The sequence below is a fragment of the Roseateles sp. GW821-FHT09B06 genome (genome assembly GCF_059418245.1).
Window position 1 is genome coordinate 62,929 of record NZ_JBWKPM010000013.1, and the last position, 26,546, is coordinate 89,474.

General features: G+C 67.5%; 22 protein-coding genes and 2 tRNA genes. 16 read left to right on the forward strand and 8 right to left on the reverse strand.

The window, feature by feature from the left end; translation table 11 throughout:
• Nucleotides 1–45 precede the first annotated feature (45 nt).
• Nucleotides 46–993: an AAA family ATPase gene (locus tag AC07OQ_RS13365; protein ID WP_495053615.1), complete on the reverse strand. Its 948-nt coding sequence runs from the start codon at nt 991–993 to the stop codon at nt 46–48.
• Between the two features lie 50 nt (nt 994–1,043).
• Between AC07OQ_RS13365 and AC07OQ_RS13370 the strand changes: the two genes are divergently transcribed.
• Nucleotides 1,044–1,979, forward strand: a complete 936-nt coding sequence (locus AC07OQ_RS13370) for a histone deacetylase family protein (RefSeq protein ID WP_495053616.1) — start codon at nt 1,044–1,046, stop codon at nt 1,977–1,979.
• Nucleotides 1,980–2,017: 38 nt separating this feature from the next.
• On the opposite strand, the gene AC07OQ_RS13375 is transcribed toward AC07OQ_RS13370, so the two are convergent.
• Nucleotides 2,018–2,815 carry a S1C family serine protease gene (locus tag AC07OQ_RS13375; RefSeq protein ID WP_495053617.1) on the reverse strand — a complete coding sequence of 266 codons (798 nt, stop codon included), beginning with the start codon at nt 2,813–2,815 and terminating at the stop codon, nt 2,018–2,020.
• 80 nt (nt 2,816–2,895) lie between these two features.
• Here AC07OQ_RS13375 and AC07OQ_RS13380 point away from each other — a divergent pair, with 80 nt between their 5' ends.
• Entirely contained in the window at nt 2,896–4,173 is a 1,278-nt protein-coding gene (locus tag AC07OQ_RS13380) for a mechanosensitive ion channel family protein (RefSeq protein WP_495053618.1), read from the forward strand.
• 101 nt (nt 4,174–4,274) lie between these two features.
• Entirely contained in the window at nt 4,275–5,789 is a 1,515-nt protein-coding gene (locus AC07OQ_RS13385; protein WP_495053619.1) for a methyl-accepting chemotaxis protein, read from the forward strand.
• Between the two features lie 12 nt (nt 5,790–5,801).
• On the opposite strand, the gene AC07OQ_RS13390 is transcribed toward AC07OQ_RS13385, so the two are convergent.
• From AC07OQ_RS13390 to AC07OQ_RS13400, 3 genes are all read right to left on the reverse strand, one after another.
• On the reverse strand, nt 5,802–5,969 hold the full coding sequence (locus tag AC07OQ_RS13390) for a hypothetical protein (protein WP_495053620.1): 168 nt from the start codon (nt 5,967–5,969) through the stop codon (nt 5,802–5,804).
• A gap of 162 nt (nt 5,970–6,131) precedes the next feature.
• Entirely contained in the window at nt 6,132–8,936 is a 2,805-nt protein-coding gene (locus AC07OQ_RS13395; RefSeq protein ID WP_495053621.1) for a M16 family metallopeptidase, read from the reverse strand.
• A gap of 94 nt (nt 8,937–9,030) precedes the next feature.
• Nucleotides 9,031–10,572 (reverse strand): fumarate hydratase, encoded by a 1,542-nt coding sequence (locus AC07OQ_RS13400; protein WP_495053622.1) that lies wholly within the window; start codon nt 10,570–10,572, stop codon nt 9,031–9,033.
• Between the two features lie 73 nt (nt 10,573–10,645).
• Here AC07OQ_RS13400 and nhaA point away from each other — a divergent pair, with 73 nt between their 5' ends.
• Nucleotides 10,646–11,833 carry a Na+/H+ antiporter NhaA gene (gene nhaA / locus AC07OQ_RS13405; protein WP_495053623.1) on the forward strand — a complete coding sequence of 396 codons (1,188 nt, stop codon included), beginning with the start codon at nt 10,646–10,648 and terminating at the stop codon, nt 11,831–11,833.
• Nucleotides 11,834–11,839: 6 nt separating this feature from the next.
• Here nhaA and AC07OQ_RS13410 read toward each other — a convergent pair whose 3' ends face one another.
• Nucleotides 11,840–12,472: a TIGR00645 family protein gene (locus AC07OQ_RS13410; protein WP_495053624.1), complete on the reverse strand. Its 633-nt coding sequence runs from the start codon at nt 12,470–12,472 to the stop codon at nt 11,840–11,842.
• Nucleotides 12,473–12,620: 148 nt separating this feature from the next.
• Here AC07OQ_RS13410 and acs point away from each other — a divergent pair, with 148 nt between their 5' ends.
• Nucleotides 12,621–14,582: an acetate--CoA ligase gene (gene acs / locus AC07OQ_RS13415; protein ID WP_495053625.1), complete on the forward strand. Its 1,962-nt coding sequence runs from the start codon at nt 12,621–12,623 to the stop codon at nt 14,580–14,582.
• 133 nt (nt 14,583–14,715) lie between these two features.
• On the opposite strand, the gene AC07OQ_RS13420 is transcribed toward acs, so the two are convergent.
• On the reverse strand, nt 14,716–15,027 hold the full coding sequence (locus AC07OQ_RS13420) for a c-type cytochrome (protein WP_495053626.1): 312 nt from the start codon (nt 15,025–15,027) through the stop codon (nt 14,716–14,718).
• 131 nt (nt 15,028–15,158) lie between these two features.
• Here AC07OQ_RS13420 and AC07OQ_RS13425 point away from each other — a divergent pair, with 131 nt between their 5' ends.
• Complete coding sequence (locus tag AC07OQ_RS13425) at nt 15,159–15,404, forward strand: TIGR04438 family Trp-rich protein (protein WP_495053627.1); 246 nt, start codon at nt 15,159–15,161, stop codon at nt 15,402–15,404.
• Between the two features lie 183 nt (nt 15,405–15,587).
• Here the strand turns inward: AC07OQ_RS13425 and ilvD are convergent, their stop codons facing one another.
• Nucleotides 15,588–17,267, reverse strand: a complete 1,680-nt coding sequence (ilvD, locus tag AC07OQ_RS13430; protein ID WP_495053628.1) for a dihydroxy-acid dehydratase — start codon at nt 17,265–17,267, stop codon at nt 15,588–15,590.
• Between the two features lie 106 nt (nt 17,268–17,373).
• On the opposite strand from ilvD, the gene AC07OQ_RS13435 reads away from it, so the two are divergent.
• The 10 genes from AC07OQ_RS13435 (at nt 17,374) to AC07OQ_RS13480 (ending at nt 26,544) form a co-directional block, all read left to right on the forward strand.
• Entirely contained in the window at nt 17,374–18,270 is an 897-nt protein-coding gene (locus tag AC07OQ_RS13435; protein WP_495053629.1) for a LysR family transcriptional regulator, read from the forward strand.
• A 43-nt stretch (nt 18,271–18,313) separates the two neighbouring features.
• Nucleotides 18,314–19,129: a prolipoprotein diacylglyceryl transferase gene (lgt, locus tag AC07OQ_RS13440; protein WP_495053630.1), complete on the forward strand. Its 816-nt coding sequence runs from the start codon at nt 18,314–18,316 to the stop codon at nt 19,127–19,129.
• A gap of 16 nt (nt 19,130–19,145) precedes the next feature.
• Nucleotides 19,146–19,856 carry a DNA polymerase III subunit epsilon gene (gene dnaQ / locus AC07OQ_RS13445; protein ID WP_495053631.1) on the forward strand — a complete coding sequence of 237 codons (711 nt, stop codon included), beginning with the start codon at nt 19,146–19,148 and terminating at the stop codon, nt 19,854–19,856.
• 83 nt (nt 19,857–19,939) lie between these two features.
• Nucleotides 19,940–20,014 (forward strand) — tRNA-Val (locus tag AC07OQ_RS13450).
• 78 nt (nt 20,015–20,092) lie between these two features.
• Nucleotides 20,093–20,167 (forward strand) — tRNA-Val (locus tag AC07OQ_RS13455).
• Nucleotides 20,168–20,334: 167 nt separating this feature from the next.
• On the forward strand, nt 20,335–23,658 hold the full coding sequence (locus AC07OQ_RS13460) for a hypothetical protein (RefSeq protein WP_495053632.1): 3,324 nt from the start codon (nt 20,335–20,337) through the stop codon (nt 23,656–23,658).
• Complete coding sequence (locus AC07OQ_RS13465; RefSeq protein WP_495053633.1) at nt 23,619–24,158, forward strand: hypothetical protein; 540 nt, start codon at nt 23,619–23,621, stop codon at nt 24,156–24,158. The genes AC07OQ_RS13460 and AC07OQ_RS13465 overlap by 40 nt, the downstream gene beginning before the upstream one ends.
• Nucleotides 24,159–24,373: 215 nt before the next feature.
• Entirely contained in the window at nt 24,374–24,979 is a 606-nt protein-coding gene (locus tag AC07OQ_RS13470; RefSeq protein ID WP_495053634.1) for a type IV toxin-antitoxin system AbiEi family antitoxin domain-containing protein, read from the forward strand.
• Complete coding sequence (locus tag AC07OQ_RS13475) at nt 24,976–25,827, forward strand: nucleotidyl transferase AbiEii/AbiGii toxin family protein (RefSeq protein ID WP_495053635.1); 852 nt, start codon at nt 24,976–24,978, stop codon at nt 25,825–25,827. Before AC07OQ_RS13470 ends, AC07OQ_RS13475 begins: the two co-directional genes overlap by 4 nt.
• A 54-nt stretch (nt 25,828–25,881) precedes the next feature.
• On the forward strand, nt 25,882–26,544 hold the full coding sequence (locus AC07OQ_RS13480; protein WP_495053636.1) for a hypothetical protein: 663 nt from the start codon (nt 25,882–25,884) through the stop codon (nt 26,542–26,544).
• Nucleotides 26,545–26,546: the final 2 nt, after the last annotated feature.

Below are 26,546 nucleotides of genomic sequence, written 5' to 3' on the forward strand. Positions count from 1 at the left end.
GCGTCGCCCCCTTGAGGGGGCGCGCGAAGCGCGTAGGGGGTGGGCTCACGGCAGGGGAGTTGCTTCGATCATCGCGCGCACCTGCTCGCGGGCGCCGCGGCCGGCGCCGGCCTTGGGGCGCAGGCGATGGGCGATGGTCTGCGGCAGGATGGCCTGCACATCGTCGGGCGAGACATAGTCGCGCTGGTCCAGCAGGGCGCGGGCGCGCGCCGCGCGCAGCACCGCGAGGCCGGCGCGCGGGCTCAGGCCCTCGACGAACCACCGGCCCGAGCGGGTGGCGGCCAGCAGGGCCTGCAGATAGTCCAGCAGCGGCGGCGCCGCGTGCACGCGGCGCACCGCGGCCTGGGCGGCCAGCAGATCGGCCGGGCTCATCACCGGCCGCAAGGCCTTGATCGCGTCGCGGCTGTCCACGCCGGTCAGCAGCTCGCGCTCGGCGCGCTCGTCGGGATAGCCCAGCGAGATGCGCATCAGGAAACGGTCCAGCTGCGACTCGGGCAGCGGATAGGTGCCGAGCTGCTCGCTGGGGTTCTGGGTGGCGATCACGAAGAAGGGCTGGGGCAGGGCATGGGTCTGGCCGTCGACGCTGACCTGCTGCTCCTCCATCGCCTCCAACAGCGCGCTCTGGGTCTTGGGGCCGGCGCGGTTGATCTCGTCGGCCAGCAGCACCTGGGCGAATACCGGACCGGGATGGAAGGCGAAGCGGCCCTGCTCGCGCTCGTAGACGCTGACGCCCAGCAGGTCGGAGGGCATCAGGTCGGAGGTGAACTGCACGCGCGAGAAGCGCAGCCCCAGGCAGACCGACAGGGTGTGGGCCAGCGTGGTCTTGCCGACGCCGGGCAGGTCCTCGATCAGCAGATGGCCGCCGGCGATCAGGCAGGCCACGCAGTCCAGGATCTGCGCCGGCTTGCCCTTGATGATCGTGCTAATCTGCCGCTGCAGTGCGTTGAGTTGCTGAACCAGCGCGGCCGACTGGAGTGGGGCTTCTTGCATCATGCGAGCGACCATAACTCAAAACATTCGACGCGAATCCTTGTATTGCCGCCATGTCCACAGCCTTCATCAGCCATCCCGATTGCCAGCGCCATGACATGGGCGGAGGCCACCCCGAGTGCCCGCAGCGCCTGGCGGCGATCGAGGACTGGCTGATCGGCACCGGGCTGGACGTGGCGCTGCAGCGCGTCGACGCACCGACCGTCAGCCTGGCGGCCGTGGAGCGGGCCCACAGCCACCACCATGTGGCGCATCTGCGCGACCTGCTGGAGTCGCTGGCCGCCAGCGGCGAATCGCGCGCATTGGACCCCGACACGATCGCCAACCCCTACACCTGGTCGGCCGCGCTGCGCGCCGCCGGCGCGGCCGTGCATGCCACCGACCTGGTGCTGGATGGCCGGGCCGAGAACGCCTTCTGCTCGGTGCGGCCACCCGGCCACCATGCGACGCGCGACCAGGCCATGGGCTTCTGCTTCTTCAACAATGTGGCGATCGCGGCGCGCCATGCGCTGGACACGCGCGGCCTGAAGCGGGTGGCGGTGGTGGACTTCGACGTGCACCACGGCAACGGCACCGAGGACATCCTGGCCGGCGACGAGCGCGTGCTGATGGTGGGCATCTTCCAGCATCCGCTCTATCCCTACTGCGGCGCCGTGCCCAAGGGCGAGAACATGCTCAATGTGCCGCTGCCGGCCTACACCAAGGGCGCCGAGGTGCGCGAGATGGTCGAGGCGATGTGGATGCCGGCGCTGGAGCGCTTCAGGCCCGAGATGATCTTCGTCTCGGCCGGCTTCGACGCCCACCGCGAGGACGACCTGGGCCAGCTGGGCCTGGTCGAGGCCGATTACGAATGGATCACCTTGCGCATCATGGACGTGGCGCGGCGCCACGCCCAGGGCCGCATCGTCTCCTGCCTGGAGGGCGGCTATCACCTGGGCGCGCTGGCGCGCAGCGTGGGCGTGCACCTGCGCGCGCTGGCCGGGCTGTAGTCTCGCCCCGCGTCGGCCGGCCGGGCCGGCCGTGGCGGCTACTTGCGGTTCAGCAGGGCCTGCACATGTTCGACCGGCATCGCATAGCTGATGCCGGTCGGCGCGCTCAGCGCGGATTCCCGGGTGCCCTTGATCAGCACCATGCTGACCACGCCGATCACCTCGCCCGTGCCGGTGTCGAACACCGGGCCGCCGCTGTTGCCCGGGTAGGCCGTGACATCGAGCTGCAGCACCTCGAAGCTGCCCTGGCGCAGCTGGCTGATGGCGCGCGCATTGAGGGCCTGTGCGCCCACGGCCGGCAATGCGATCGCGGTGCGCGCCGCGAGGATGCCTCGGTGCGTGACATGCGAGAAGCCCAGCGCGCCGCCCACCGGGAAGCCGATCAGCGCGATCTCGCTGCCCTCGCGCAGCGCTGCGTTGGCCGCCAGCCTGAGCGGCGGCAGCGGCGGGCCGTCGAAGCGCAGCAGGGCCAGGTCATGCGCCGCATCGACGGCCACCACGCTGGCCTCGCGCTGGCGCCACTGGCGCTCGCCGTCGTAGACCTGCACGGCCATGCGTCGCTCGCCGCCGGCGCTCTGGTCGGGCGGCAGCAGCACATGGGCATTGGTCACCGCATGGTTGCCGTCGCCGACCGCGAAGCCGGTGCCGCGGAAGCCGAAGCGCGGGCTGTCCAGCAGGCCGAAGCTGCCGACCAGCAGCACCGAGGGCTTGGCGCGCGCCACCAGCTCGGGCAGGGGTTCGGCATGGGCGCGGCCGGCCAGCGGGGGCAGCAGCGCCAGCAGCGCGGCCGCCAGCAGCGGGCGCCGCCGGATTCTCGATAAAGCGGGAGGGCTCATGGCTTTCCAGGTGGCAGGCTTCTACCCCGCACGATAGCAAAGCGGCCGGTGGGCGCGCGCGACGCACCGACAATGCGGGCATGAACCAAGCGATGACCGTTACCGAACTGCAGGCCCTGTGGCAGGCCCTCCTGAAACCCGCCGCCCTGACCGAACTGGCTCTGGTGCTGGCCTGCCTGGCGCTGGCCTGGCTGATCGTCTGGCGCCTGAAGACGCGCCTGGACGGCCAGCCGGGGCCGCAGTCGGTGCTGTTCGGCCGCCATGTGGTGGACGGCGTGCTGTTCCCGGTGCTGGCCCTGCTGCTGGCGCTGGGCGCGCGGCGCCTGTTGCCGGGGCTGGGCATGGCGCCGGCGCTGTTCAAGCTGGCGGTGCCGGTGCTGGTGTCGCTGCTGGCGATCCGGCTGACCGCGCGGGTGCTGCGCGCGGCGCTGCCCGAGTCGGGCTGGGTCAGGCTGGTCGAGCGCAGCGTGTCCTGGCTGGCCTGGGGCGGCTCCATCCTCTGGATCACCGGCGTGCTGCCGGTCGTGCTGGACGAGCTGGACCAGGTGCGCTGGAAGATGGGCGCCAACCAGGTCTCGCTGCGCGCGTTGCTGGAGGGCGGGCTGACCGCGGTGCTGGTGCTGGTGCTGGCGCTGTGGCTGTCCTCGGTGATCGAGGCGCGGCTCTTACGCAATGTCACCAGCGATCTGTCGATGCGCAAGATCGGCGTCAACATCACGCGTGCCCTGCTGCTGTTCGTCGGCCTGCTGTTCGCGCTGTCGGCCGCCGGCATCGACCTGACCGCGCTGGGCGTGCTGGGCGGTGCCCTGGGCGTGGGCATCGGCTTCGGCCTGCAGAAGCTGGCGGCCAACTATGTGAGCGGCTTCGTGATCCTGGCCGAGCGCTCGCTGCGCATCGGCGACATGGTCAAGGTCGACAACTTCGAGGGCCGCATCAGCGACATCAAGACCCGCTACACCGTGATCCGTGCGCTCAATGGCCGCGAGGCGGTGGTGCCCAACGAGATGCTGATCACGCAGCGCGTCGAGAACAGCTCGCTGGCCGATCCGCGCGTGGCGCTGAATACGGTCGTGCAGGTCGGCTACGGCACCGACCTCGACGCGCTGATGCCGCGCCTTGCCGAGGTGGTGGCGGCGGTGCCGCGCGTGCTGGCCGAGCCGGCACCGGCCGTGCAGCTCTCCAGCTTCGCGGCCGACGGGCTGGAGCTGACCCTGAGCTTCTGGATCGCCGACCCGGAGAACGGCGCGGGCGGTGTGCGCTCGGATGTCAACCTGGCCCTGCTGCGCCGTCTGAACGAGTTGGGGATCGAGATCCCGTTCCCGCAGCGCGTGCTGCACCGCGCCCGGCCCGCCGCGTGATTTGTGCCCGCTTTCCCGCGGGTCGTGCGGGCGTCCGGGCCGAACGTCTCCTTACCATCCCCGCAGTTTCATAACTCGAACAGGGGACGACGATGAGATTCATGCAGCGTGTGAGTCTGGCGCTGGCGGTGCCGGCCGGACTGGTGCTGGTGCTGGGTGTGGTGGTCGCCATCGGCACGCATTCGATGGAGCGTCTGCTGGGCGACTATTTCGCTCACGAGGATGCCCTGGCCGCCGAGGTCAACGAGATGTATGCCCAGGGCCTGCAGATGGGCCAGGCGCTGCGCAATATCGTGCTGGACCCGGCCAACAAGAAGGCCTACGAGAACCTGGACGCCGCCGCCAAGGCCTACGACAAGGCCGAAGGCCTGGCTCGCGCCGCCGCCCAGGCGGAGCAGGGCGCCAAGCTGCAGGCGATGGCCGGCATGCGCAGCAAGCTGGCCGATGTGCAGCAGCAGGTGCGCGGCCTGGCCCAGCAGGATGCCGCCACGGCCGCCGCGCTGCTGAACAAGCAGGAGACCCCGGCCTGGCGCGAGCTGCGCGCCGAATTGCTGGAACTGAAGAAGGCCAGCGGCGCCGACAAGGAAGCGGCGCGGACGCGGGCCGCGGCCGCGATGGGCTCGGCGCGCTGGACCGTGCTGGGCCTGGTGGGCCTGAGCGTGATCGTCGGCCTGGTGGCGCTGCTGGCGCTGCGCCGCCATGTGCAGCGCGAGCTGGGCGGGGACCCGGCCATCGCGCGCGAGGTGCTGGAGCGCGTCGCCGCCGGCGACCTGCTGGCCGCCGTGCCGGTGGCGCAGGGCGATGCGTCCAGCATGATGGCCGCGCTGCAGCGCACCCGCGACGCGCTGCGCGCGCTGGTGGCCGATGTCAACGAGACGGCGCAGAGCATCGCGCTGGCCTCCGGCGAGATCGCGGCGGGCAACCAGGACCTGTCCGGCCGTACCGAGCACCAGGCCAGCAGCCTGCAGCAGGCGGCCTCTTCGATGGACCAGCTGAGCTCCACCGTGCAGCACAACGCCGAGTCGGCGCGCCAGGCCACCTTGCTGGCCAGCAGCGCCAGCGGCGTGGCCAGCCAGGGCGGTTCGGCGGTCGGCCAGGTGGTCAGCACGATGCAGGCCATCAGCGCGCAGAGCCACAAGATCGCCGACATCACCGCGGTGATCGACGGCATCGCCTTCCAGACCAATATCCTGGCCCTGAATGCCGCGGTGGAGGCGGCGCGCGCCGGCGAGCAGGGGCGCGGCTTCGCGGTCGTGGCCTCCGAGGTGCGCAGCCTGGCCCAGCGCTCGGCCCAGGCGGCGCGCGAGATCAAGGGCCTGATCGCCGAGAACGTCGAGAAGGTGGAGGACGGCGCGCGCCAGGTGCAGCAGGCCGGCCAGACCATGGGTGAATTGGTCGGACAGGTGCAGCGCGTCTCCAGCCTGATCAGCGAGATCTCCAGCGCCACCAGCGAGCAGAGCGGCGGCATCCAGCAGGTCAGCCTGGCGGTCGGCCAGCTCGACGAGGTGACCCAGCAGAACGCCGCGCTGGTGGAGCAGAGCACGGCCGCGGCACAGAGCCTGAGCCAGCAGGCCGAACGCCTGAGCGCGCTGGTCAGGGTGTTCCGGGTGGCCTGATCAAGCCTGTGGTCAAGCGGGCCGACGGTGCTCGTGGCGCCACCAGGCAACCAGGCCCGCGGCCCCCAGCAGCAGGGTCGCGCTGAAGGCCGCGGGGCGGCCCAGCAGGGCCAGGCTCAGCAGGCCCGCGCCGGCGTACAGCGCCGGCAGCTTTTCATACCAGAACGTCGAGATCCACATCGCCCCTCCCCGGGTTCGTCGCAGGCGGCGTCCCGGCGTCGGTGCCGCAGGGCGCCGCGCTTTTTCGTGGGGATGACCGATGCGGGATCTTGCCCCGGCAAGACCCGACCCCGCCATCCTCCCTGAGAGGGAGGCGCCCCGCGGCGCCGCGTCAATGCGCCGTCATCGCGGCGGGCGGGCCTGGTAGTCGCCGGCGGTGGAGATCACCCAGGCGGCGGGCTGCAGATGGCGGCGCAGCGCGGCATTGACCTCGTCCAGGCCGATGCTGCGCAGGCGTTTCTCGTCGCGGTCCAGGCGCGTCCAGTCCTCGTCGCTGTCGAACTGCTCCAGCAGCAGGCCGGCCAGGGCGGCGTCCTCGCTGCGCAGGCGCCGGCGCGCCTGCAGCAGTTCGTTGCGCGCGTGTTCCAGCTCGGCGGCGCCGAAGCCCTGGCTCAGCAGATTCGTGATCTCGGCCTGCAGGCCGGCCAGGATGCGCTCGCGATTCTCCGGCGCGAAGTTGGCGCTGACCAGCCAGGCGCCGGCCTCGTCCCAGCGCTCGGCCTGCAGCTGCGAGCCGAGGCGGTAGCTCAGGCCGTCCTGCTGGCGCAGCCGCCGCGCCAGGCGCGAATCGATGCCGCCGCCCAGCATCTGGTTGGCCAGCAGCAGGGCGGGGTAGTCGGCCGCGTCGTTGGACAGGCGCAGCTCCTGGCGCATCAGCAGCACGGCATTCGCCTTGTCGCCGACCTGCACGTCGACGCGCAGCGGCGGCACCGGCCGGTACGGCGTGCGCCAGCGCTGGAAGGCCGGTGCCGCGGGCTTCTTCCAGTCGCCGAACAGGCGCTCGATCTCGGTCTCCAGGCCCTCGGGCAGGGAGCCCACCGCGGCGATCTCGGCGCTGTTGGCCGACCAGTAGCGCTGGTAGAACTCGCGCACATCGGCGAGCTCGGTGGCGCGCAGCTGCTCCAGGCGCTCGGCGCGGCTCCACAGATAGCCGGGCTGGCCGGGGTTCAGGCCGCGCGCCTGGTTGTAGTGCTGGCGGACCTGCTCCTGGCGCAGCGACTCGGGGTCGCGGCCGCCGGAGGCGAGCGCGGCCAGCGCCTGGCCCTTGAGCCGCGCGAAGGCCGGCTCCGGCAGGGCGGGCTGGCGCAGCAACTGCTGCACCAGGGCCAGCAGGGGCAGCAGGGTGTCGCGCTCGGCCTGCAGCAGCAGGGTGGCGCCCTGCGGGTGGCCGCCGATCGTGAAGCGACCCTTCAGCCTGACGGCCTCGTCCAGCAGGGCTTGGCGGTCGCGGGTCGCCGTGCCCTCGGCCAGCATGCGGTCGACGAAGGCGGCGCCGCGAGCCTGGGTCACCTCGGGCAGCGCGGCCCAGCGCAGGCGCATCTGCAGCAGCACCGCATCGCCGCGGTTCTGTTTGGGCAGCAGGGCCAGCTTGATGCCGCTGGGCAGGCTCAGGCGCTGGGTGCGCGCCTGCAGCGCGGCGGGGCTGGGGTCGAAGACCTCGCCCTCGGCCAGCAACTGGTCGAGTTTCAGCCCATCGAGGCCGGCGTCGCGCGCGCCCACGGCCGGGATCTCGACCCGGTCGGCCTGCTGGACCGGCAGATAGCGGCCCAGGTTGCGGTTGGCCGGGCGCAGATAGCGGGCGGCGACGCGCCGCACATCGTCGATGCCGACGCTGCGCACGCCATCCAGGGTCTTGAACACCAGGCGCCAGTCGCCGGCGGCCACCGCCTCGGACATCAGCAGCACCGCCTGCTCGGGCGTCTTGAGGATCTGGCGGTAGCCGAGTTCGAACTGGGCGGCGATGCGCTGCACCTCCTCGGGCCCGAAGCCCTCGCGGGCGCGGTTCTCCACCTCGTCCAGCAGGCGGCGCTCCAGCTCGGCGAGGTTGGCGCCCGGCGCCGCCAGCGCGCCGACATTGAAGAGCCCCGGATCCCAGCCGCCGCAGCCCCCGGCGAAGACCTGGGCGGCCAGCTTGCCCTCCACCAGGCTCTTGTGCAGGCTGCCGCCGGGCGCCTGGGCCAGCAGACGGCTCAGCACCGCCAGTGCGGCGCAGTCCGGGTGGGCGAAGGCCGGCACATGGTAGGCCGCGAGGAAGAGCGGTGCGCCGCCGACATGGCGCAGGCTCACCATGCGTTCGCCGTCCTGCGGCGGCTCGACCGTGTAGACCTCGGGCAGCGCGGCGGCCGGGCGCGGCAGCGGACCGAAGCTCTGCTGCACCAGGGCCAGGGTGCGCGCCTTGTCGATCTGGCCGGCCACCATCAGCACCGCGTTGTCGGGCCGGTAATGCTGGCGGTAGAAGGCCTGCAGGCGCTCGATCGGCACCTGCTGCAGATCGCTGAGGGTGCCGATGGTGGGCTGCCCATAGGGATGGAAGCGATAGGCCACGCTGGTGACGCGCTGGCGCAGCAGCTGGGCGGGGTTGTTCTCGCCGATCTCCAGCTCGTTGCGCACCACCGGCATCTCGCGCTCGAGGTCGGCGCGCAGGATGTTGGAGCGCAGCATGCGGTTCGCTTCCAGCCGCAGTGCGAAGGCGAGCGTCTCGTCGTCGGCATTGAAGCTGCTGAAGTAGTTGGTGCGGTCGGCGGTCGTCGTGCCGTTGAAGCGCATGCCGCGGCGGCTCAGCTCGCCGGGGATGTCGGCGTACTCGGGCGTGCCCTTGAACAGCAGGTGCTCCACCAGATGGGCCATGCCGGCCTCGCCGGCGCCCTCGTGGCGGCTGCCGACCTTGTAGACCAGGTTCACCGTGATGGTCGGCTTGGAAACGTCGGGGAACAGCAGCAGCTGCAGGCCGTTGGCGAGCCGGTACTCGTCGATGCCGCCGAGTTCGCGCACCAGCAAAGGGGGCGCAGGCGCCGGTGCCGGGGCGGGCGCCGCCACCACCGTCGCCGCGGGCTTGCCCGGCTTCCTGGCCGGTGCGGCCAGCGCGGCGCCGCTCAGGATGGTGACGGCCGCGATCAGCAGAGCGCTGCGCCCCCGGAATCTGCTCATCGATGCTCCCCGACGGATTGGCCGGTCGAGTGTAGGCGCAAGAAAAAGGCCACCGCTGGGCGGTGGCCTGATGGGCGCGGCGCGCCGGACGGGATCAGCCGGCCGCCACCGGGATCTTGACGGCCTTGCCGCTGGCGATGCGCTCCTGCCACTCGGCCGGGCCGGTGATGTGAGCGCTGGTGCCGCCGGCGTCCACCGCCACGGTGACCGGCATGTCCACGACGTCGAACTCGTAGATCGCTTCCATGCCCAGGTCCTCGAAGCCGACCACCGGGGCGGACTTGATGGCCTTGGACACCAGGTAGGCGGCGCCGCCGACGGCCATCAGGTAGGCGCTCTTGTGCTTCTTGATCGACTCGATCGCCACCGGGCCGCGCTCGGCCTTGCCGATCATCGCGATCAGGCCGGTCTGCTCCAGCATCATGTCGGTGAACTTGTCCATGCGCGTGGCGGTCGTGGGGCCGGCCGGGCCGACCACCTCGTCGCGCACCGGGTCGACCGGACCGACGTAATAGATCACGCGGTTCGTGAAGTCCACCGGCAGCTTCTCGCCCTTGGCCAGCATCTCCTGGATGCGCTTGTGGGCGGCGTCGCGGCCGGTCAGCATCTTGCCGCTGAGCAGCAGGGTGTCGCCGGGCTTCCAGCTGGCGACCTCTTCCTTGGTGAGCTTGTTGAGGTCGACGCTCTTGCTCTTGTTGTAGTCCGGCGCCCACTTGACGTCGGGCCACAGGTCCAGGCTGGGTGCTTCCAGATAGCTGGGGCCGGAGCCGTCCAGCACGAAGTGGGCGTGGCGAGTGGCCGCGCAGTTCGGGATCATCGCGACCGGCTTGGAGGCGGCGTGGGTCGGGTAGGTCTTGATCTTGACTTCCAGCACGGTCGTCAGGCCGCCCAGGCCCTGGGCGCCGATGCCCAGCGCATTGACCTTCTCGTAGAGCTCGATGCGCAGCTCCTCGAGCTTGTTTTGCGGGCCGCGCTCCAGCAGCTCGTACATGTCTATGTCGTCCATCAGGGACTCTTTGGCCATCAGCATGGCCTTCTCGGCGGTGCCGCCGACGCCGATGCCCAGCATGCCCGGCGGACACCAGCCGGCGCCCATCAGCGGCACGGTCTTGAGCACCCAGTCGACCAGGTTGTCGCTGGGGTTCATCATCGCGAACTTGCTCTTGTTCTCCGAGCCGCCGCCCTTGGCCGCGACCATCACGTCCACCGTGGCACCCGGCACCAGGCTCATGCTGATGACGGCGGGCGTGTTGTCCCTGGTGTTCTTGCGCTCGAAGATCGGGTCGTTCAGCACCGAGGCGCGCAGCTTGTTGTCCGGGTGGTTGTAGGCGCGGCGCACGCCCTCGTTGACCGCGTCCTCGATCGAGCCGGGGAAGTCCGCGAAGCGCACGTCCATGCCGATCTTCAGGAACACGTTGACGATGCCGGTGTCCTGGCAGATCGGGCGGCGGCCCTCGGCGCACATCTTCGAGTTGGTCAGGATCTGCGCGATCGCGTCCTTGGCCGCGGCGCTCTGCTCGCGCTCGTAGGCGCGGGCCAGATGCTGGATGTAGTCGGCCGGGTGGTAGTAGCTGATGTACTGCAGGGCGGCGGCGACGCTGTCGACGAGGTCGGCGTAGCGGATGGTGGTGCTCATGGCGTGAGGTCCAGTCGGGAAAAACTCTGAGAAACTGGACCGCAAGTTTACTGAACCAGGGGAGGACCTGCCGATGACGCCGGGATTGAGGAAGTTTTTTGCCAGTGAATCGAGCGGCGGCATCGTGCTGGCGATCGCCGCGCTGGCCGCGCTGATCATCAGCAATTCGCCCTGGGCACCCCTGTACCAGGCGTTCACGCAACTGCCGGGCGAACTGCGCATCGGGCCGGCGGGTTCGGAGAGCGCCCTGATGCTGAGTAAACCGCTGATCGTCTGGGTCAACGACCTCTGGATGGCGGTGTTCTTCCTGCTGGTGGGGCTGGAGATCAAGCGCGAGTTCGTCGCCGGCGAGCTGTCGACCCGCTCGCAAGCGGTGCTGCCGGCCGTCGCCGCGCTGGGCGGCATGGTGGTGCCGGCGTTGATCTATGCGGCGATCAACTGGGGCGACGGCGAGGCGCTGCGCGGCTGGGCCATTCCGGCCGCCACCGACATCGCTTTTGCGATCGGCATCGTGATGCTGCTGGGCTCGCGGGTGCCGGCCTCGCTGAAGATCTTCCTGACCGCGGTGGCGATCATCGACGACCTGGGGGCCATCGTCGTGATCGCGCTGTTCTACACCCATCAGCTGTCGCCGCTGATGCTGCTCGGGGCCGGGGCTTGCCTTGCCGTGCTGGCGCTGCTGAACCGTGCCGGCGTGAGCCGGGTCGACGTCTATCTGGCCGTCGGGCTGCTGATGTGGCTGTGCGTGCTGAAGTCCGGCGTGCATGCCACGCTGGCCGGCGTGGCCACCGCGCTGTTCATTCCGATGCGCGCCAGGGAGGATGCCGGCCATTCGCCGCTCGAGACCCTGGAGCATGGCCTGCATCCCTGGGTGGCCTTCGGGGTCCTGCCGATGTTCGCGTTCGCGAATGCGGGGGTGTCGCTGCAGGGGCTGCAGCCCGCGGACCTGCTCGATCCGCTGTCGCTGGGCATCGCGCTGGGCCTGCTGCTGGGCAAGGCCGTGGGCGTTTATGGCAGCTCCTGGCTGATGATCAGGCTCGGGCTGGCCGCCAGGCCGGCCGGCGCGAGCGCCGCGCAGTTGTTCGGCGTCTGCGTGCTGTGCGGCATCGGCTTCACGATGAGTCTGTTCATCGGCGGCCTGGCCTTCGCGGGCCTGGACGCCGGCTTCGAAACCCGCGTCAAGCTCGGCGTGCTGGGCGGCTCGCTGATCTCGGGCGCTTTGGGCGCGCTGATCCTGGCGCGGGCACGCCCGCCGCGCTGAGCGGGTTCAGTGCTTGTTGTCGCCGCCGCCGTGCGCGGGGCCGGACAGCAGGCGGTCGGTGGCGGCGATGGCCAGCGCCGACAGCAGGAAGGCGATATGGATCAGGGTCTGCCACAGCAGCGTCTTCTCCGCGTAGTTGTCGGCGTTGATGAAGGTCTTCAGCAGATGGATCGAGGAGATGCCGATGATGGCGGTGGCCAGCTTGACCTTCAGCACCGAGGCGTTGACATGGCTCAGCCATTCCGGCTGGTCGGGGTGGCTCTCCAGGCCCATGCGCGAGACGAAGGTCTCGTAGCCCCCGACGATCACCATGATCAGCAGGTTGGAGATCATCACCACGTCGATCAGGCCCAGCACGACCAGCATCAGGATGGTCTCGTTGAGCTTGGCGATCGGCTCGTAGCCGATGATGGCGCCGGCCACGTCCTTGATCGGCGTGGCCTTGTAGCCGATGCTCTTGACCAGCATGGCCAGCGCGTCCTGATGGCCGAAGGCGGCCTCGATCAGGTGCACCAGTTCGGTCCAGAACTGGAACACATAGACGCCCTGCGCCAGGATCAGGCCCAGGTAGAGCGGCAGCTGCAGCCAGCGGCTGGCGAAGATCAGATTGGGCAGGGGACGCAGGGGGCGCTGGCTCATAGGGTTATCGCGTATCGATGATGGGGCTTTGACGGGGGGCGATTCTAGGCCGGGCCCGTGACAGGGCCGCTAGAGTAAGGGGTTCGTCAGAGACCGCACGCACAGTTGCGCCAGTTTCGCAATAACGGCGTGCCCGAGGAGACAAGCGATGACACAGAGCAAGCAATATCTGCCCAGCCCCGCCTGGGTGGCGTCGGCCCATGTCAAGGGCATGGAGGGCTATCTGGCCCTGGTGGCCGAGGCCGAGGCCGACCACGAGGCCTATTGGGCGCGTCTGGCGCGCGAGCTGGTCAGCTGGCAGACCCCTTTCACCAAGGTGCTGAACGACAGCGATGCGCCGTTCTTCAAGTGGTTCGAGGACGGCCGGCTCAATGTCTCCTACAACTGCCTGGACCGCCAGATCGAGGCCGGCCTGGGCGACAAGATCGCGATCATCTTCGAGGCCGACAACGGCGATGTCAGCAGGGTCAGCTACCGCGAGCTCTTGAACAAGGTTGCGACCCTGGCGAATGCGCTGAAGGCGCGCGGCGTCAAGAAGGGCGACCGCGTCGTCATCTACATGCCGATGTCGGTGGAGGGCGTGGCCGCGATGCAGGCCTGCGCCCGTATCGGCGCCACGCACTCGGTGGTGTTCGGCGGCTTCTCGGCCCAGAGCCTGCGCGACCGCGTGCAGGATGCCGGCGCGGTGATGGTGATCACGGCCGACGAGCAGCAGCGCGGCGGCAAGGCCCTGCCGCTGAAGGCCATCGTCGACGAGGCCCTGGCCGACAACAGCTGCCCGAGCTGCAAGGACGTGATCGTCTACCAGCGCACCGGCGGCAAGATCGCCTGGGTCGAGGGGCGCGACCGCTGGCTGCACGACGTGCTGGCCGGCCAGAGCAGCAGCTGCGAGCCGGAATGGGTGGAGGCCGAACATCCGCTGTTCCTGCTCTACACCTCGGGCTCGACCGGCAAGCCCAAGGGCGTGCAGCACAGCACCGGCGGCTATCTGCTGCATGCGGCGCTGACCACCAAATGGACCTTCGACCTGAAGCCCGACGACGTGTTCTGGTGCACGGCCGATATCGGCTGGGTGACCGGCCATACCTACATCACTTATGGCCCCTTGGCCCTGGGCGGCACCGAGATCGTGTTCGAAGGCATCCCGACCTTCCCGGATGCCGGCCGCTTCTGGCAGATGATCCAGAAGCACAAGGTCTCGATCTTCTACACCGCGCCCACCGCGATCCGTTCGCTGATCAAGGCCGCCGAGACCAACGAGGCGGTGCATCCCAAGAACTACGACCTGACGAGCCTGCGCCTCCTGGGCTCGGTGGGCGAGCCGATCAATCCGGCCGCCTGGGAGTGGTATCACCACCATATCGGCGGCGGCCGCTGCCCGATCGTCGACACCTTCTGGCAGACCGAGACCGGCGGCCACATGATCACGCCGCTGCCGGGCGCGACGCCGCTGGTGCCGGGTTCCTGCACCTTGCCCTTCCCGGGCATCGCGGCGGCCATCGTGGACGAACTGGGCAACGACATGCCCAACGGCCAGGGCGGCATCCTGGTGGTCAAGAAGCCCTGGCCCTCGATGATCCGCACCATTTACGGCGACCCGGAGCGCTTCAAGAAGAGCTACTACCCGGCCGAGCTGAAGGGCTATTACCTGGCGGGAGACGGTGCGATCCGCGATGCCGAGACCGGCTACTTCACGATCACCGGCCGTATCGACGATGTGCTGAACGTGTCGGGCCACCGCATGGGCACGATGGAGATCGAGTCGGCCCTGGTCGGCTGCACCGAGCTGGTGGCGGAGGCGGCCGTCGTGGGCCGGCCGGACGACACGACCGGCGAGGCGATCTGCGCCTTCGTCGTGCTGAAGCGCCCGCGCCCGACCGGCGAGGAGGCCAAGGCGATCGCCAAGCAGCTGCGCGACCATGTGGCCAAGGAGATCGGCCCGATCGCCAAGCCCAAGGACATCCGTTTCGGCGACAACCTGCCCAAGACCCGCAGCGGCAAGATCATGCGCCGCCTGCTGCGCTCGGTGGCCAAGGGCGAGAGCGTGACCCAGGACACCAGCACCCTGGAAAATCCCGCGATTCTTGAGCAATTGGGTCAGGCCTACTGAGCCCCGACAGTCAAGAAGCAAAAGGCCCGCGAAAGCGGGCCTTTGCACATCCAGCGGGGCTCGCAGATCCGGCTTTGCCGGTCTGCCGAGCCCGCCCCCTTGAGGGGGCGCGCGCAGCGCGTAGGGGGTGGTCTTACTTCACCGTCAGCACCCATTGAGCCAGCTGCTTGGCCTCTTCGGCGTTGACCTGGGCATTCGCCGGCATCGGCACGGGGCCCCAGACGCCGGAGCCGCCCTTGACGATCTTGTCGGCCAGCTTGGCGACGGCATCCTTGTCCTTGCCGTACTTGGCGGCCACATCCTTGTAGGACGGGCCCACCAGCTTCTTGTCGAGGGCATGGCAGGCCATGCAGTTCTTCTTCTGCGCCAGTTCGGCGTTGGCATAGACGGCCGGAGCGGCCATTGCGGCGGCCATTGCGGCCAGGGCGATCAGAGAGGACTTCATGGCTTCCTTTCTTTCTTCCATTCAGCTGGGTTGGGGTGAGGCAATCTGCACTACATTCCTGGCAGGACAGCCGTCAGGCATTGTAGTGTCGGCGCCCGGAGTCTGCCGGGCCGCAACAGGAGTTGGGCGCAATGTGGTTCGTGGGAATAGGCCTGGTCTTGCTCGTGCTCAAACTGCTGGGCGTGTCACCGGTCGGCGAATGGAGTTGGCTGTGGGTGCTGGCCCCGTTCGGCCTGGCCGTGCTGTGGTGGGCCTGGGCCGATGCCAGCGGCCTGACCCAGAAGAAGGCCATGAGGCGCATGGACGAGAAGAAGGAAGCGCGGCGTGAGAAGTCGCTGGAGGCGCTGGGGCAGGGCGAGAAGCAGCGGCGGCGCTGACCGGCCGGCCGGCGTGAAACAGAGAAGGGCGCCATGGGCGCCCTTTGTCATCGCTGCTGCGGTCGAAGCTCAAGCAAACTTGTGACGCCGGCTCTGGCGAGCCGGCGCCCAAATTCGATCTGCAGTCGCTGCGCGAATTCAGGCCAGGCCCGCAGCGGTCCTGGCCGAGCCCGCTTTGCGGGCTCAATCGAATTTGTCCAGCACCGCCCCCGAACTGGCACTCGACGCGCATTTGGCGAACTTGGCCAGCACGCCCCGCGTATAGCGCGGCGCCGGCTGTTTCCAGGCCGCACGGCGCCTGGCCAGCTCGGCCGCGTCCACATGCAGCTCCAGCTGCAGCCGGTGTGCGTCGATCGTGATCGAGTCGCCTTCCTGCACCAGCGCAATGTTGCCGCCCTCGTAGGCCTCGGGCGCCACATGGCCGACCACCATGCCCCAGGTGCCGCCGGAGAAGCGGCCGTCGGTGATCAGGCCGACGCTCTCGCCCAGGCCCTGGCCGATCAGCGCGCCGGTGGGCGCCAGCATCTCGGGCATGCCCGGGCCGCCCTTGGGTCCCAGATAGCGCAAGACCATCACGTCGCCGGCCCTGATCTGACCGGCCATGATGGCGGCCAGCGCGCTCTGCTCGTCGTCGAACACGCGCGCCGGGCCGGTGATGACCGGGTTCTTCAGGCCGGTGATCTTGGCGACGCAGCCCTCGGGCGAGAGATTGCCGCGCAGGATGGCCAGATGGCCCTGCTCGTACATCGGGTCGGCGACCGCGCGGATGACGTCCTGGTCGGCGCGCAGCTCCGGCACCTCGGCCAGATTCTCGGCCACGGTCTTGCCGGTGATCGTGATGCAGTCGCCGTGCAGCAGGCCGGCCTTCAACAGCAGCTTCATCACCGCCGGGATGCCGCCGGCCTTGTGCAGGTCCACCGCCAGGTATTTGCCGCTGGGCTTCAGGTCGCAGAGGACGGGGATCTTCTTGCGCATGCGCTCGAAGTCGTCGATGGTCCAGTCGACCTCGGCCGCATGGGCGATCGCCAGGAAATGCAGCACCGCATTGGTCGAGCCGCCGGTGGCCATGATCACGGCGACGGCGTTCTCGATCGCCTTCTTGGTGACGATGTCGCGCGGCTTCAGGTCCCTTTTGACCGCCTCGACCAGCACGGCGGACGCCTTCCTGACGTTCTCGACCACCTCGTCCTCGACATTGGACATGCTGGAGGAGTAGGGCAGGCTCATGCCCAGGGCCTCGAAGGCCGAGCTCATGGTGTTGGCCGTGTACATGCCGCCGCAGGAGCCGCTGCCGGGGATCGCGCGCTTCTCGATCTGGCAGAAGTCCTCTTCGCTCATCTTGCCGGCGCTGAACTGGCCGACGGCCTCGAACACGCTGACGATGTTCAGGTCCTGGCCCTTGTAGTGGCCCGGCTTGATGGTGCCGCCATAGATGTAGATGGCCGGCACATTGGCGCGCAGCATGCCCATCATGCCGCCGGGCATGTTCTTGTCGCAGCCGCCGATCACCATCACGCCGTCCAGCCATTGGCCGCCGACGCAGGTCTCGACGCAGTCGGAGATCACCTCGCGCGAGACCAGGCTGTACTTCATGCCCTCGGTGCCCATCGCCATGCCGTCGCTGATGGTCGGTGTGCCGAACAGCTGCGCATTGGCGCCGGCGGCCTTCAGGCCGATCACGGCGGCATCGGCCAGCTTCTGCAGGCCGGAGTTGCAGGGCGTGATCGTCGAGTGGCCGTTGGCGATGCCGATCATCGGCTTGCCGAAGTCCGTCTCCTGGTAGCCCATGCCGTAGTACATGGAACGGTTCGGGGCGCGGGCCACGCCCTCGGTGATGTTCTTGGAGCGGCGGTTGAAGCTCATGGGGCTTGTCTCCTGACGGAAAGGCTTGGGTGAATGCCGCAGTATGGGCTGTGCCTGATCGCTGATCAAATATATTATTCAGTCTAGATTAATACGTTAAACATGAATGATTGAGCTGCGAAGCCTGCGCCAGTTCCTGGCGGTCGCCGAGGAATTGCACTTCGGCCGCGCGGCCGCGCGCTTGCACATGACCCAGCCGCCGCTGACCCAGGCGATCCAGAAGCTGGAGGCCGCCCTGGGCGTGCCGCTGTTCGAGCGCAGCAGCCGCTCGGTGGCCCTGAGCGCCGCGGGCGCGGCCCTGCTGCCGGAGGCACGACGCCTGCTGGCCGAGGCCGAGGGCCTGCCGGCCCTGGCGCGCGCGGCGGCCGAAGGGCGGCGCGGACGGCTGCGCCTGGGTTTCGTCTCGACCGTGGGTTTCGGCGAGCTGCCGCGCTGGCTGCGCAGCTTTCGCGAGCGGCAGCCCGACATCGCCCTGAGCTTGCGCGAGGCCACCTTGGACGTGCAACTGCAGGGCTTCGCCGCGGACGAGCTGGATGCCGGTTTCGTGATCCATGCGCCGGATGCGCTGCCGGCCGGCTTCGAGGCGCTGGCCATCGCGCGCGAGCCCCTGGTGCTGGCGCTCAGCGAACAGCAGCAGGAGCTGGCGGCGCGCGAACGCCTGCCGGCGACCAGCATCCTGCACCTGCCGCTGGTGATCTTCCCCCGCGACATCGCGCCCTCGCTGTTCGATGCGGTGCTGGCCTTCTACCGCGCGCAGGGCGCCGCACCGGTGATCGCGCAGGAGGCCATCCAGATGCAGACCATCGTCAACCTGGTCTCGGCCGGCATGGGCGTGGCCTGGGTGCCGGCCTCGGTGATGGGATTGCAGCGCACGGGCGTGGTCTACCGGCCGGTGGCCGGTGCGGTGCCGGTCAGCGCCACCAGCCTGATCTGGCGCCGCGATGCCTCTCCGGCGGTGCAGCGCTTCGTCGCCCATGTGCGAGCCTGCCTGAAGCCGAACTGAGCCCCCTTATGATGCGCGACCTGTCCATCCGAGAAGCGCCGCCATGCTGGTTCACCCCCAGTTCGATCCCATCGCCATCAAGCTCGGCCCGCTGGCCGTGCATTGGTACGGTCTGACCTATCTGGCCGCCTTCGGCCTGTTCCTCTGGCTGGCCAATCTGAAGGTGCGCCAGCCGCAGTTCGCCGCCGCCGGCTGGGCCAAGCGCGATGTCGACGACCTGCTGTTCTTCGGCGTGCTGGGCGTGGTGCTGGGCGGGCGCCTGGGCTATGTGCTGTTCTACAAGCCGGACTACTACCTGCACCACCTGGGCGAGGTGCTGGCGGTCTGGAAGGGCGGCATGGCCTTCCATGGCGGTCTGCTGGGCGTGATCGTGGCGATGTGGCTGTTCGCCAGGCTGCGCGGCCGACGCTTCTTCGAGGTGACCGACCTGATCGCGCCCTGTGTGCCCACCGGTCTGGCCGCGGGCCGGGTCGGCAACTTCATCAACGGCGAGCTGTGGGGCAGGGCGGCCGATCCCTCGCTGCCCTGGGCCATGGTGTTCCCGCAGGCGCAGGATGGCGCTGGTGGTCTGGGTGTGGCGCGCCATCCCTCGCAGGTCTACCAGTTCCTGGGTGAAGGCCTGCTGCTGTTCGTGCTGCTGTGGTTCTATGCCAGGAAGCCGCGTGCGACGGGGCAGGTCTCGGGCATGTTCCTGATCGGCTATGGCATCTTCCGCTTCCTGGCCGAGTTCTTCCGCGAGCCGGACGACTTCCTGGGCCTCAGGGCGCTGGCGCTCAGTCAGGGACAATGGCTGTCCCTGCCGATGATCGCCGCCGGCATCGCGATCTGGCTCTGGGCCGGCCGCCGCCGGCCTTCCTGAATCCCGCTCTGCTCCCATGCGTCAAATCTTCTTCGATACCGAAACCACCGGCCTGTATGCCGAGAACGGCGACCGCCTGGTCGAGATCGGCTGCGTCGAGATGGTCAACCGCCAGCTCACCGGCAACAACCTGCATCTCTACATCAACCCCGAACGCGCCAGCCACGAGGAAGCGCTGCGGGTGCACGGCCTGACCGAGGAATTCCTTTCCACCAAGCCCAAGTTCGCCGAGATCGCCACGCAGTTCCTGGACTATGTGGCCGGTGCGGAGCTGGTGATCCACAACGCGCCCTTCGACCTCGGTTTCATCAACGCCGAGCTGAAGCGCCTGCGCCGCCCGCCGATCACCGACATCGCCGGCGGCGTGCGCGACACCCTGCTGATGGCGCGCGAGATGTTCCCCGGCAAGGCCAACTCGCTGGACGCCTTGTGCCGCCGTCTGGAGGTGGACAACTCGAACCGGACCTTCCACGGCGCGCTGCTGGATGCCGAACTGCTGGCCCAGGTCTATATCAACATGACCCGCGGCCAGGACTCCCTGGTGATCGACGAGAGCGAGGGAACGTCCAGCCAGGCCGGTGGCGATCTGCAGATCGAGGCGGTCGATTTCAGCCGTTTCACGCTGCCGGTGCTGACGCCTACCGAGGCCGAGCTGACGGCTCATGAGGCCGCACTGGCCGAGCTGGACAAGGCCAGCGGCGGCAAAAGAATCTGGCAAGTTTCTTGATTGATCAGGAAAAGCCATGGCATAATCGCGGGCTTCCCGGTTAGCAATTGCTTGGCAACAGGCGAATGCAGCGACACCAGACCGGGCGGTTAGCTCAGCGGTAGAGCACTGCCTTCACACGGCAGGGGTCGCAGGTTCGAACCCTGCACCGCCCACCAGGTTTGTCGTTGCTGGTTTTCCGGCTAAGGAAATACCCATTCCTGTATCCGTCTTTGCGAGTGCAAAGACGGCCGCAAGGGCGGTTAGCTCAGGGGTAGAGCACGACATTCACACTGTCGGGGTCGGGGGTTCGAAACCCTCACCGCCCACCATCTCAGGACCCGCGCAGCGTCAGTTGCGTGGGTCTTTTCATTTGTCCCGTGGTTTCCCGAATCCGCCCGAAACGCCCCGTTCGGGTCGCGGATTCGTACTTTGGGACCAATTTTGGCCCACTGCGCTCCGAACGGTTTTCGCCGACAGGCACAACTCGGAGATCGACATGGCCACCTACGACAAGCGGAACTATCAGACCTGGCGCATCACAGGCAGTAACCTGCCGCCTGGTCCACGCACCTTTGATGACGAGGCGCTCGCCAAAGCGCATCGAGATGAACTGCTGAACGCCGGGCATGCAGACGTTCGCATCAAGGCGTTCAAATCGGTGAAGTGGCGGGTGCGCATTCGCCTCGCCGGGGCGCCGGAGTTTTCCCGCCAGTTCCCGACTCGGGAGAAGGCCGAGGATTGGGCGAGGGCGCGCGAAGGGGAGATCGTCAAGCGTGAGGCGATCGACTATCGGGCGGCGGATCGGCATTCCCTCAGCGACCTCCTCGGGATGTACGACGAGAAGTGCTTGGCCGGACGTGACGTCCACGATCCTGACAAGGTCCGCATTCGCAAGCTGAGGGAGCATCCGGTCAGCCAGTGGCGCATGCCCAGCCTGACGGCCAAGGCCATTGCGGACTATCGCGATCAGCGGTTGCTGGTGGTCAAGGGCAGTACGGTCAAGAAGGAGATCGAGCTGATCTCCCGTGTGATCGCGAAAGCCCGCAAGGAATGGGGCGTTCATCTGCCCGCCAATGTTGCCTCGGGCACGCTGGTGGCTCGTCCGGAAGCGCAGGATGGCGACGAGCGTGATCGTCGTCTTGCAGAACAGTTCCAGCCAGCGGGTGCAACCCGCTCAGCCGATGGACAGGACCGGCGTTGCAAGAATCCGCCTGAGGCCTTCGAAGCCGATCCGGAGTTGGATGCCTTGCTTCAGATGCCTCAGACCGAGCAGCAGCCGAGTTCGAAGCCTGGTGCAGAGCAAGCGCAGGCACTGGCCAAAAAGATCTTCAAGAAAGAATGGGTCGTTCTGGCGGCGTACGTTGACGCCCGAGATCGTTGGGTGAGTTTTTGGGCGTGTGTCAGGGAGCAGCAGCGGAGCGGCAACCTTGTTTGTCCTAGCTACACCGATGCAATCGACGTACAGCTCTTGAATGGCTACGACTCGGCATGGCCCGACCTGAAGGAGGATCAGGAGGCCATTGGGCTGGCTTGCTCGGAATGGCCGCAAATACGCGAAAAGTTGCTCAAGTTCTGGAAGAACGGCAAGGCGGCCATGCCCCTTGGCGTCTTCATGCTCTGGCCGCGGCTTGTTGCCGACCTAGGTCGCTGGGAGTCGCTGGACGAATCGCGGCGACAGCAGGTGGGGCACGCTGTCTTTTCACTATCGTCAATTGGATGGACTCGCTGGTTCATCGACCAAGCGCTGTTGGTATGCCCGGCTCTGGTGGACGAATTTGAGGGCTTGGACACGGCGTCGAGAAAGAAGGCCAGTGTGGCATCTCGCCAGCAATCGTCAGAAGAGGCAGCGGCCACCATTTCAGCGGGGCAAGAAGCAGTTACCCATGCCGATGCCGATGCCGATGCGGGTGCGGGTGCGGGGGATGTCGTTGCAAGCGTTGGCGACCGGTGGTCGAGCCTGGGTGCCGAGGTTGCCGCCATCCACCAGGCTTGGACGGATGAGCCAGCCCGGGACTTGTTGGCCAGGGCCCTAGCGTTGGGTGAGAGTGCAGCGCAGTTGCTGGCTGCCATTCCTGAAAAGGTTGCTTCTCCGCAGGAAAACTTAGAGGTTGGCCTAGATGCGCTGCGGGTGCGGTTGCTGGCTGCCACCCAGCAGGAGAGCCTTCATTGGTTCGGAACAGATGAGCTGGAGGGCGTGCTCGCTCGCTGGCGCCTCGCAGCCAAGGAGGCCGCGAGCGACGTCGAAGTTGTCTCGCTGGTCACAGACGCTGTGCAAGCACAGAGTAGATTTGCCAGCGCAGCTATCGAGCTGCAAGTCGCGCAAGCCCAGCTCGCTGAAACCAAGCTTGCATTGGCGAAGCTCGACGAAGAACAGAGCGGCAACGTGAGCTTGGCCCTCCGCATCGGTCTGGCCAAGCGCAGGGATGGCGCCAGCGAGGCCAACAGCCAAGCTGCCCGCCGGGAAACCGAAGCCATCTTGGCAGTGCTTGCCGCAGTCTCGCCCAGGGGTGCCCATTTCGACCTGGGCGTCAACTACGTCCTGATGCTGTCCGAGTACGAGCAGGGACATGGGAAGCCCGAGGACGTTGACGCGGGCCATGCTGAGACGCAACGCTGCGCGGACACACTTCCTCCCGCTGCGATCCTCCCGCCGACTGCAGCGGAGCAGGGGCTCGCGACGCTGCCCGGGGCCGATATCGAGGCAGAGTCAACTGAAGCTGGTGGCGAGTCCAAGGCCGAAGCAGCTGAGCCGGTCAAACCGCAAGAAGTTGAATCCGTGGCACCCTGTGCCAGCGCTGATGAAACTCTTGCGGCAGCGGCAATTCCGCCCTCAGCTTCGGTGCTGGATGAAGCAACTGATTCGCCTTCCTCCGTATTCGCCTCCGTCGAGGCATCTGCTGAGCCGGCGTCAGGTCAGGCTGCTGGCGAATTCGGTGCGGCTGAGGTTGTGGATGCCGGCGCGCGTGAGGTCGCTTTCACGGACGAAATTGGAGACAGGTGCCGTCCCATCTGGTCGCTGCTGCGTATGGGCAATCCCAATGTGCTGTTGCTCCTGGGTAGCCGTCAGGAAATCGAGAACACCCTTGGTGCTGAGCGCGAGCCCCGGATCGAGTTTGAGTCAACGATCTTCCGACCTGCTCTCGGCAGGCGCGTCGACGACCCGGCCCGTAGCCCGCTGACCTACAGGCAGCTGGACGAAGTGGTCCAGATGCGCAATTCCGTGCTGTTGGTCGCTGGGAGCGTGGCTTCTGGACTCAACAACCTCCTCGCGGGTTTGCGGGAGCAGCCAGGCATGTCCGACACGGGTCGATTTGTTCAAATCGACCGGCCAACGACCCGCGCCGCCTTCTCGCAGGAGCTCGACAAAGAGGTCCAGAAGCGGGTTGGCGAAGGCGTGACGGTCATGCTCGTACCTGCGACGGTTCCATGGGACGCTGAATGGGTTCTTGCTACCAGGGCGAAGCTGAAGGCTTTGAGGTCAACAACGAGCTTCGTCTCGGTGGTCTTTGCGGCCGACCCCATGCAGCTTTGGACCTTGGCCGCTCCTGTTCCCGACCAGGCGCAGTGGGTGGAGCCGTGGCTGTCAATTCTTCCGTGGTCGCGTGGATTTGTCCGTAAGTGGCTTGAAGAGCTCCAACTTCCTGTGGAGGAGGCAGACCGGCTTTACGAGTTGACGGGCAACTGGGGTGGGCTCCTTGAGGCTGCTGCGCGCGTGAAGACCGGTGCTGCCCACTCCCTTGATTTCGTCCAGAACATAAGCCGCCTAGACACCACAAGCTCATGGTCCGTCAGATTTCGGCGCTGGCGCTCTGGGATTTGAACCTGGCCGACTACCTGGCCACCCAGCCGGACACCGTCCTTTTCGACGTCAAAACGGTACTCGAAGCCGCGCGCGCGGCACTGGATGTGAACTTCGCACTCAAAGACGAGGTCTGGGAGGCCGGCGGCTCCGACCAAGTTGATGGTGCAGAAATGACGCATCCGTTCGTCCTGGTCGAAAAAGGCGACCCAGAACGGGAGCTCGAAAGAAGGCTGTGGACAGCGCAGGCGGCGGAGCTTCTGCCCATGATTGAGGTTCGCAGGCGCGAGCTGCTGAGGGGGCTCGAGCGTCAACTGGTCTGTCCGTTCGACCTAGACGGGGAGCAGATACTTTCGCTGGACGAGCTCGAGATTGGGCGACTAGCGCTTGCTACCCAAAGGCACGGGCTCAGAGGGGACCTCCGGACTCGAGCTGAATGGCTAGCCCGCTGCCGCAACAAGCTGGCCCACCTAACGTCCCTCACAAGCGGCGACGCGCTCGACGCCAGGATGTATGGCTAGTTACGGCTCTAGTTTTCCAAAGCTCACCAGAGGGTAGGCTATGTGACCGGCGCATCCAGGAATGGGCCTGATGGTTCCGCGCAGGTTCTCGCTGATCCAGTTGGCGACGTCCTATGGTTCGATCTCCAAAACCGGAATCGAACATGACGGCTCGGAATGTTCCTGTTTTTCGTCGAAATGTTGCATTTGACGAATGAACGGAACATACTCCAGCCATGCTCGCCGATACTCACACCCAGCGTGTTCTGGATCTGGCTCGCCAGAAGGGGCTGCTGCGGGCCAATGATCTGGACACTATCGATGCTCCCCGAGTTGTCCTGACGCGCATGACGGCTGCAGGCCTGCTGGACCGCGTGGGGCGGGGCCTCTATCGTCTGCCGAGTCATCCGGGGTCGGAGGACGAAGGCCTTGCGGCCGTCGCCACCAAGGTGCCGCAGGCCGTGTTCTGTCTGCTGAGCGCACTGCAGTTCCATGAGCTGACGACGCAGCTGCCGCGCCAGATCTGGATCGCCATGCCTCGCGGTAGCCACCTGCCGCGCATCGACTACCCGCCGATCAAGATGGTTCAGATGACGGGCGATGTCTATTCCGAAGGCATCGAAGCCGTCGATCGTGATGGCGTGATGCTGCGTGTTTACGGCGTCGCCAAGACGGTGGCGGACTGCTTCAAGCATCGCAACAAGATCGGCCTGGACGTGGCGCTGGAGGCGCTGAAGGAGGTGCGGGCCAAGCGCCTAGTCACGGCGGATGAGCTGTGGCGCTACGCGAAGGTCTGCCGCGTGGCCAACGTGATGCGCCCCTATTTGGAGGCCATCGAATGAGCGATCTTGCGGCTTCCGTGCGCGCCCGCCTGCTCAACGTCGCCAAGGCGCAGGGCGCGGACTTCAACCAGGTGCTGGTGCGCTTTGCGCTGGAGCGCATCCTCTACCGCCTGAGCCGGTCCGAACACGCGGACCGTTTTCTGCTCAAGGGTGCCTTGCTGTTCACGCTCTGGTACGACATGCCGCACCGGGCCACGCGCGATGCCGACCTGCTGGGCTTCGGCGCCAGCGATCTGGAATCCGTGGCCCGGACCTTCCGCGACATCGCCAGCGTCGCGGTGGACGACGGCATCGTGTTCGATCCCCACTCGGTTCTCGCCGAGGAAATCCGCAAGGACGCCGGATATGCCGGCGCGCGTATTCTGATCAGCGGCGAACTGGCCAAGGCGCGGTGCAAGACGCAGATCGACATCGGCTTCGGCGATGCCGTGACGCCAGGCCCCATCGAGGCGACCTATCCGGTGCTGCTGGGTGATCTGCCGGCGCCGCGCTTGCGCACCTATCCGGTCTACACCGTCGTCGCGGAGAAGCTCCACGCCATCGCACTGCTGGGCATGACCAACAGCCGCGTGAAGGACTATCTCGACCTGTCGGTCCTGCTGGCGCGCGAAGCCCTGGACATCGACCTGCTGGCACAGGCGATCAAGGCCACCTTCGAACGCCGCGGCATGGCCGTGCCCGCCACGCTGCCCGTCGGCTTGACCGACGAGTTCGCGCACGATGCCTCTCGACAGGCGCTGTGGTTTGCGTTTCTCAAGAAGAACGAACTCGCCTCAGAACCCTTGGCTGACGTTGTGGAGCGACTGCGGGCTGCCCTGGAACCAGCGTTGAGCAGCGCCGCCCGATAACGGCCATTTCATAGACGCAGCCCAGCGTCACTCGGTGGCGGATTCCATGTGGATTTGCATGGAGACCCCAACGATGACACGACGTCGCAGCTGCTGCGGCGAGACCTTCCAACATCGCCCGCAAGTCCAGACCAAGCCTTCTGCTCCTCGCCCGACTGCCAGCGTACCCGCAAGCGCCAGTGGCAGCGGAACAAGCTCCAATCCGATCCCGACTATCGGATCAACCAGCGCGCCGCCCAGCAGGCGTGGTCGCAACGCAACCAGGACTACTGGCGCAGCTATCGCGCCGCCAGGCCCAACTACGCGCAAAGCAATCGCGCGCAGCAGCGGCTGCGCGATGCTGGTGTGCGGAAGCAGCGTGCAGACGTCGATCCTGCAAACATGGATGCCTGCGGTCTGCCGCCAGGCCTTTATCGCATCACGCGCCACCCGGCTTTCCCTCCGGGCAACAGCGATTCGTGGGTCGTCGAGATCACGCCGGTGTGCGCGACATATCCGCGCAAGATGGATGCGTCAAGAGATGACTTGATCGACACCCCGGCGGTCCGAGGAGCGCAACCCGGCCCAAGCGGCCCTCAACTTCCTGCTCTTCATGGTGATGGCCCCGAGCTCGTTCTCCTCGGGCGTGCTGGTGACGACACAGGGCTGGACCTGGCTCAACATCAGATCCTTGCTGCCCCTGGCGCTTGCCGCGGCCGGCCTGATCTGGCTGAGTAGCC

Coding starts and splice junctions, on each gene's coding strand:
- nhaA (WP_495053623.1), top strand. CDS start 10,646: ATGACGCCGGGATTGAGGAAGTTTTTTGCCAGTGAATCGAGCGGCGGC.
- AC07OQ_RS13425 (WP_495053627.1), top strand. CDS start 15,159: ATGTGGTTCGTGGGAATAGGCCTGGTCTTGCTCGTGCTCAAACTGCTG.
- AC07OQ_RS13475 (WP_495053635.1), top strand. CDS start 24,976: ATGAGCGATCTTGCGGCTTCCGTGCGCGCCCGCCTGCTCAACGTCGCC.
- AC07OQ_RS13375 (WP_495053617.1), bottom strand. CDS start 2,815: ATGAGCCCTCCCGCTTTATCGAGAATCCGGCGGCGCCCGCTGCTGGCG.
- AC07OQ_RS13380 (WP_495053618.1), top strand. CDS start 2,896: ATGAACCAAGCGATGACCGTTACCGAACTGCAGGCCCTGTGGCAGGCC.
- AC07OQ_RS13420 (WP_495053626.1), bottom strand. CDS start 15,027: ATGAAGTCCTCTCTGATCGCCCTGGCCGCAATGGCCGCCGCAATGGCC.
- AC07OQ_RS13400 (WP_495053622.1), bottom strand. CDS start 10,572: ATGAGCACCACCATCCGCTACGCCGACCTCGTCGACAGCGTCGCCGCC.
- dnaQ (WP_495053631.1), top strand. CDS start 19,146: ATGCGTCAAATCTTCTTCGATACCGAAACCACCGGCCTGTATGCCGAG.
- AC07OQ_RS13395 (WP_495053621.1), bottom strand. CDS start 8,936: ATGAGCAGATTCCGGGGGCGCAGCGCTCTGCTGATCGCGGCCGTCACC.
- AC07OQ_RS13390 (WP_495053620.1), bottom strand. CDS start 5,969: ATGTGGATCTCGACGTTCTGGTATGAAAAGCTGCCGGCGCTGTACGCC.
- AC07OQ_RS13435 (WP_495053629.1), top strand. CDS start 17,374: ATGATTGAGCTGCGAAGCCTGCGCCAGTTCCTGGCGGTCGCCGAGGAA.
- AC07OQ_RS13365 (WP_495053615.1), bottom strand. CDS start 993: ATGATGCAAGAAGCCCCACTCCAGTCGGCCGCGCTGGTTCAGCAACTC.
- AC07OQ_RS13370 (WP_495053616.1), top strand. CDS start 1,044: ATGTCCACAGCCTTCATCAGCCATCCCGATTGCCAGCGCCATGACATG.
- AC07OQ_RS13410 (WP_495053624.1), bottom strand. CDS start 12,472: ATGAGCCAGCGCCCCCTGCGTCCCCTGCCCAATCTGATCTTCGCCAGC.
- acs (WP_495053625.1), top strand. CDS start 12,621: ATGACACAGAGCAAGCAATATCTGCCCAGCCCCGCCTGGGTGGCGTCG.
- AC07OQ_RS13465 (WP_495053633.1), top strand. CDS start 23,619: ATGGTCCGTCAGATTTCGGCGCTGGCGCTCTGGGATTTGAACCTGGCC.
- AC07OQ_RS13470 (WP_495053634.1), top strand. CDS start 24,374: ATGCTCGCCGATACTCACACCCAGCGTGTTCTGGATCTGGCTCGCCAG.
- ilvD (WP_495053628.1), bottom strand. CDS start 17,267: ATGAGCTTCAACCGCCGCTCCAAGAACATCACCGAGGGCGTGGCCCGC.
- lgt (WP_495053630.1), top strand. CDS start 18,314: ATGCTGGTTCACCCCCAGTTCGATCCCATCGCCATCAAGCTCGGCCCG.
- AC07OQ_RS13385 (WP_495053619.1), top strand. CDS start 4,275: ATGCAGCGTGTGAGTCTGGCGCTGGCGGTGCCGGCCGGACTGGTGCTG.
- AC07OQ_RS13460 (WP_495053632.1), top strand. CDS start 20,335: ATGGCCACCTACGACAAGCGGAACTATCAGACCTGGCGCATCACAGGC.